General features: G+C 56.6%; 4 protein-coding genes and 2 rRNA genes (1 of these 6 only partly in view). 3 read left to right on the plus strand and 3 right to left on the minus strand.

Features of this window, described 5'->3' with window-relative positions; all coding sequences use genetic code 11:
• A 23S ribosomal RNA gene (locus NTX17_02335) occupies window positions 1–1310 on the plus strand; it begins 1740 nt to the left of the window's first position.
• 211 nt (window positions 1311–1521) lie between these two features.
• Window positions 1522–1638, plus strand: a 5S ribosomal RNA gene (gene rrf, locus NTX17_02340).
• A gap of 26 nt (window positions 1639–1664) precedes the next feature.
• On the opposite strand, the gene NTX17_02345 is transcribed toward rrf, so the two are convergent.
• Window positions 1665–3155, minus strand: a complete 1491-nt coding sequence (locus NTX17_02345; protein MCX5800213.1) for a peptide MFS transporter — start codon at window positions 3153–3155, stop codon at window positions 1665–1667.
• A gap of 148 nt (window positions 3156–3303) precedes the next feature.
• Window positions 3304–3642, minus strand: coding sequence for an STAS domain-containing protein (locus NTX17_02350; GenBank protein MCX5800214.1), 339 nt, complete (start codon window positions 3640–3642; stop codon window positions 3304–3306).
• A gap of 338 nt (window positions 3643–3980) precedes the next feature.
• Between NTX17_02350 and NTX17_02355 the strand changes: the two genes are divergently transcribed.
• Entirely contained in the window at window positions 3981–4508 is a 528-nt protein-coding gene (locus NTX17_02355) for a type II secretion system protein (protein ID MCX5800215.1), read from the plus strand.
• A gap of 13 nt (window positions 4509–4521) precedes the next feature.
• Here NTX17_02355 and NTX17_02360 read toward each other — a convergent pair whose 3' ends face one another.
• A complete protein-coding gene (locus tag NTX17_02360; GenBank protein MCX5800216.1) occupies window positions 4522–5469 on the minus strand; it encodes a glutaminyl-peptide cyclotransferase in 948 nt (315 codons plus the stop codon).
• Between the last annotated feature and the right edge of the window lie 553 nt (window positions 5470–6022).

Genomic DNA, 6022 nt, shown 5'->3' on the forward strand with positions numbered 1-6022 from the left:
CAAACCGACACAGGTAGGTAGGGAGAGTATCCTAAGGTGCTCGAGTGAGTCTTGCTTAAGGAACTCGGCAAAATGACCCCGTAACTTCGGAAGAAGGGGTGCCCTCAGGTACGTCGGCTACTTCGCGTAGCTGGCGGACGAGGGTCGCAGTGAAACGGCTCAGGCGACTGTTTACTAAAAACACAGGTCTCTGCTAAGTCGATGAGACGACGTATAGGGACTGACACCTGCCCGGTGCTGGAAGGTTAAAGGGCGAGGTTAGCTTTGAGCAATCAGAGCGAAGCTTCAAACTGAAGCCCCAGTAAACGGCGGCCGTAACTATAACGGTCCTAAGGTAGCGAAATTCCTTGTCGGGTAAGTTCCGACCTGCACGAATGGTGTAACGACTTGAGCGCTGTCTCAAGCAAGAGCTCGGCGAAATTGTAGCAGCGGTGAAGATGCCGCTTACCCGCGACTGGACAGAAAGACCCCGTGCACCTTTACTGTAGCCTGATATTGGGTTCTGGCCATGCATGTGTAGGATAGGTGGGAGGCTTTGAAGCGGAGGCGCTAGCTTCCGTGGAGCCAACCTTGAAATACCACTCTTGTATTGTTGGGATCCTAACCTGGAGCCGTGAAGCCGGCCCAGGAACAGTGTCAGGTGGGCAGTTTGACTGGGGCGGTCGCCTCCTAAATTGTAACGGAGGCGCCCAAAGGTTCCCTCAGCGCGGTTGGTAATCGCGCGGCGAGTGCAAAGGCATAAGGGAGCTTGACTGTGAGACTGACAAGTCGATCAGGTGCGAAAGCAGGGCTTAGTGATCCGGCGGTTCTGTGTGGAAGGGCCGTCGCTCAACGGATAAAAGGTACGCCGGGGATAACAGGCTGATCTCCCCCGAGAGTTCACATCGACGGGGGGGTTTGGCACCTCGATGTCGGCTCATCGCATCCTGGGGCTGGAGAAGGTCCCAAGGGTTCGGCTGTTCGCCGATTAAAGCGGTACGTGAGCTGGGTTTAGAACGTCGTGAGACAGTTCGGTCCCTATCCATCGCGGGCGGAGGATATTTGAGAGGGGCTGTCCCCAGTACGAGAGGACCGGGATGGACGAACCTCTAGTGTACCAGTTGTCGTGCCAACGGCATCGCTGGGTAGCTATGTTCGGTTGGGATAAGCGCTGAAAGCATATAGGCGCGAAGCTCGCCTCAAGATTAGATATCCCGTTGGGTAAAACCAACCTTAAGGCCCCTTGGAGATGACAAGGTTGATAGGCCGGTGGTGTAAGTGGGGCGACCCATTCAGCCTACCGGTACTAATTGGCCGTGAGGCTTGATCGGGCGGTTGGTATTTGCAGTTGGGTTTGGGATTTTGACAGGTGCGCCGCACCAGTCGAATCCTAACGGTTGCGCCGCGTTTCCATGCAGTGAAGATTTTGCCGCGTTCTGGGGCTGCGATTGCTACTGAGGATTTGTTGTGTCCTGCAAAAGAAGTGCTAGGTGCGTCGGGTTTGCTGGAACGCGGCTAAACTTACTCACATAGTGACATTTTCCCGGTGGCGATAGCGGAGGGGAAACACCCGTTCCCATTCCGAACACGGCAGTTAAGCCCTCCAGCGCCGATGGTACTGCCTTGGAGACGAGGTGGGAGAGTAGGACGCTGCCGGGTTTTTGTTTTTGCAGGCGCTCATGCGCTCAGACCGTCCTGGTGTCGATCAGCCTCCTGATGGGTTTGCTGAAGATTAGGAAGAGGAAACCGGTCCCTGCAGCGGTCACTGCTACTATGAGGAATAGTTTCGGCAGCGGTAGGGTCTCGAACCGTCCCGCGACCAGGCCCGCAATGAGATTACCCAGGGCGGCACCCATGAACCAAGTCCCCATCATCTGGCCGACGAGACGCTTGGGTGCGAGCTTGGTGACGCTGCTGAGCCCTACGGGGCTCAGACACAGCTCTCCGAGCGTATGCATGAAATAGGTGACCACCAACCACATGGGACTCACGCCCGGCCCGCTTCCAGAAACGTACAGCGATCCCCACGCCATTACCAGGAATCCGACGCCTAGGAGGACGAGGCCGGCGAAGAACTTGACAGGTATCGAGGGCTCACGCTTCTTGGAGGCCAGTGCGACCCAAAGCCAGCCGAAAACCGGCGCCAACACGATGATGAAGACCGGATTTACCGACTGGAGCCAACTCGCCGGCATCTCCCACCCGAGGAGGACGCGGTCCGTCAAACGCTCGGCGAAGAGATTCATCGAGGAGCCGGCCTGCTCGAAGCCTGACCAGAAGAGCGCCGCGCCGATGAACAGGAGGAATATGACGGCGACCCGTTTCTTCTCGGCAGTTTCCAGTTTTCCAAGGAATATGATCAGAGAGAAATAGAGGATGGCAAGAACGATGACAAAGTAGCCGAGTCCTTGAGCGAACCCTTGGATCGTGAACTTGAACACGCTCAGCCGCAGGATCGCCAGGAGCGCGATCACCCCGACCAGAGATCCGACCCCTATGGCCAGCTTGCGCTTGGCTGAGCTACTTCTCTCCTTGTCTTCGCGACTCATAACGCCGACGGTGTGGAAGTACTTGTAGCCCAACCTGTACTGGATGAGCCCGAGCACCATGCCGACGCCGGCAGCGCCGAACCCGTAATGCCAGTTGACGTTTTCACCGAGATATCCGCAGATGAGTGGACCGCACAGGGCACCGATATTGATGCCCATGTAGAAGATGGAGAAACCGGCGTCGCGCCGTGCGCCGCCCTCAGGATACAGGCCGCCGACAATCGCGCTCACATTCGGCTTCAATAACCCAGTGCCGATGATGATAAGGATGAGACCCTGATAGAACGTGTACGTCGTCGGAATCGCCATGCTGAAGTGACCGCAAGCAATGATGACCCCGCCCGCAAAAATGGCGTTCCGTTGTCCCGTCAGATTGTCCGCAATCCAACCCCCCGGCAGCGCGACGAGATAGACCATGGATGTGTAAAGCCCGTAGATCGCCGCGGCCGTGGCTGTGCTCATGTGGAATCCGCCCCGCATGGCGTCTACCAGAAACAGCACGAGGATTCCGCGCATGCCATAGTAGCTGAACCGTTCCCAAAGCTCCGTGAAAAAGAGGGTCATCAGGCCGCGCGGGTGCCCCATCCAGGTTGTGTCACTGCTCTGCGGCACAGTTGGGTTACTCATCCGAAGCTCCTTTGTGCGGGTGCGTGTGCACGGTAAGACAACACGAGGGCACCTTACGGGCCCTTCAGTATTGCGCTTCGCGGATCTTTCTGTGTCACTTCAGGCCTGCTCGAAGCCAGAGAAAATCGAGGCTGGCCAGGCGCTGCCATCACGCAAAGCTCGCCAGAGCCTCTTCCTCATTCTTGAAGGTCTTGAAGATGAGGCTGAGCTTTGTGACTACGAGAAGGCTCTCAATCCTCTTCGTGACGTTGAGGAGTCTAAGCGAGCCGCCTGCGTTCTTCGTGCTCGTCAGTGCAGCGATGAGAAGTCCAAGGCCGGTGCTGTTCACAAGGTAGACATTGCCCATGTCCACCAAGACCTTGTTGTTGCCCGCTGCAATGGCGAGTTTGATCGTATCGTGAAAGAGGTCGCCATCCGGCCCCCCGGTAAGATCGCCATTCAGGCGAAGAATCACCACGCCCTTGTTAATCTGTTTGTCGATTTTCACTTGCACTCCCTCCAGCTATGAAGGTTGAACTGACCTGCCAGGCGGCAAGAACATCGGCCTGACGCAAGGCAGGCAATGACACGGCCGCAAGCAAGATATGTTAGCCCTGCTGAAACTTCAACACTGAACGCACAGGCACACTGCCATTCCACGAGCAAAATGCCACATTGTCCGGCTAATCCTTCTTCTTGTCACACAAGAATCCAACAAGTTGTCCTGTTTGTCAAGGGAAATGGGGTCACAAGGGGCAAGGTTAATGCTAAGGGATTGAGTCAACTGTGCCGATTAGAAATATGAGCGTACCAATTCCTCGCCCATCAACAAAGGTTGACTCTGCCATGAACACTGGCAACACACGGATTCAGGAAAAGACTCTCCCTCGCTCTCGAGAAACGACACGCGTTTCACCACGCCTGACCGTTCGAGAAGAAGTCGTCATTCCCGGAACGACCATTTCGGGGTTTTCCATGGTCGAGCTCATGATCGTCATGGTCGTGATAGGGATACTGGCGGCCATAGCCATCCCAAACTACGCTCTGATGACGAGCAGGGCGAAGGAATCCAGTGTCAAAGAGAGCGCCCACACGGTGCAGCTTGCCGCAGAGCTTTATGCGCTTGAGAACCGGGGGACATACTCAGACGCAGACGAGGGCTCCATCGTCGCCAACATAATCCCGCTTTTGCCCGGGCAGCAACGACTCAAGAACGTATTCACCGGCGGCAGGACTGAACCCGTTGTCGGCCCCGCGGCCAATCCCGGCGAGGTCGGCTACGAGGCGAGGGTGAATGTGGGGGTGAACGTGGGCTGCACGATCACCGGCTTCGGCGGCACAGGGACGGTCATCAGTCTGACAGGTGGCTCCTAGTCTCGGATCCTCTTTACTGGCTGCCGCGACTATCTCCAGTCCGATCCTGCTTCCTGACAATCTCGATCTCGAAAAGCTTGGGCCACCACTTCCCCGTGACAAACAGCCTACTTCGCTTTGAGTCGTACGCGATGCCGTTGAGAACATCCACCGGCTGAGTCAGATCATCGCGAGTCAAGAGCCCTTCCAGTTCTATCCACCCAACCACGAGTCCCGTTTGAGGTGAGATCATCGCGACGCGCTCGGTCGGCCAGACGTTCGCGTAGACGACCCCACGCACGTACTCCAGTTCGTTAAGGCCGCTTACTGGGCTGCCGGCGTCCTTCACCTGAATCCGGCCGGTCTCTTCGAGGGTCTCGGGATCAAGGAAGTGGAGTAGGGACGTGCCGTCGCTCATGATCAGGCGGGATTCGTCGTGCGTGATGCCCCAGCCTTCGGTTGGATAACGGAACTCTCGGAGGAGATTGAAGCTAACTTTGTCGTACACGAACCCGACGTGCGATTGCCACGTGAGTTGAAAGATCCTCTTGCCATAGACGGTTATGCCTTCTCCGAAATACCCGGGCGGCAGTTCACGGATTTGTAGTACCCTCCCCGTCTTGACGTCCACCTTGCGCAGCGTCGAACTCCCGTAGTTGCCTGTGCCCTCGTACAGAACGCCGTTCTCAAGAACCAATCCCTGCGTAAATGCATCTCGGGCGTGAGGGTAAGTATTCACGATTCTGTACGTGTAAGCGGGAGCACTGCGGCCTGGAGTAAGTCTGGCACGTAACGAATCGGCAGAGGCTTCAGAATCTTTGCCCTGCGGAGAGCTGGAGCAGGAACAGACGGCGAACACCAGCGCCGCCGTGAGGGCAGCGACGAGAAGGGTTGGGGCGACGCGGACGACGAGAGCGGCAGAGGTTGCAGGAACGCCCGCGATAAACGATGTGATAGAAACGTTTGTCTTCGGATGGCGCATAAATCAACCCTGCGTTAGCCATGTTCTAGTAGTGAACCGTAGGTTCGCAACGACCAAGCTTCATTCATAATACCATACAGATATTGTGAGTGGGAAAACTGAGATCCAGGACACGTTGCGTTGCCATGTGTTCGTGCAGGCAATACCCGGCGGGCTTGCCGCCTGATATCTGAACCGACGGATATGAAAGGGCGCGGCCCCTCGCGAAGCCGCCCCCGAAAGCGTTACATCTCGTTCTTGCGGCCCGAGCGCACTATCGTCGCCGGCCGCTGCTAGTCCTACCTGTCACCTACTCGCGACTCGATCCGGCAATTGCAGTGGTATCCTGCCTGTCCGAATACAAGACCCGGAGCCTCGGCGCTCCCTGCGACCCGTCAGCCGAAAATACCCCACTGAAAGGCTCAGAAACCTGTCAGACTTTATGGATCTGGCTGGACTCCTCAACTAATCGTGGGTTAGTGTGGAACTGTCATCGTTAACCGTTCCTACTAGAGCCACATGAGTGCCGCAAGCACTCAAAGAGGAAAGGAGCCCAGCCATGTCTCAGTATATA

It is taken from the genome of Candidatus Eisenbacteria bacterium, assembly GCA_026388185.1.
Classification (GTDB): domain Bacteria; phylum Eisenbacteria; class RBG-16-71-46; order JAFGJU01; family JAFGJU01; genus JAPLKG01.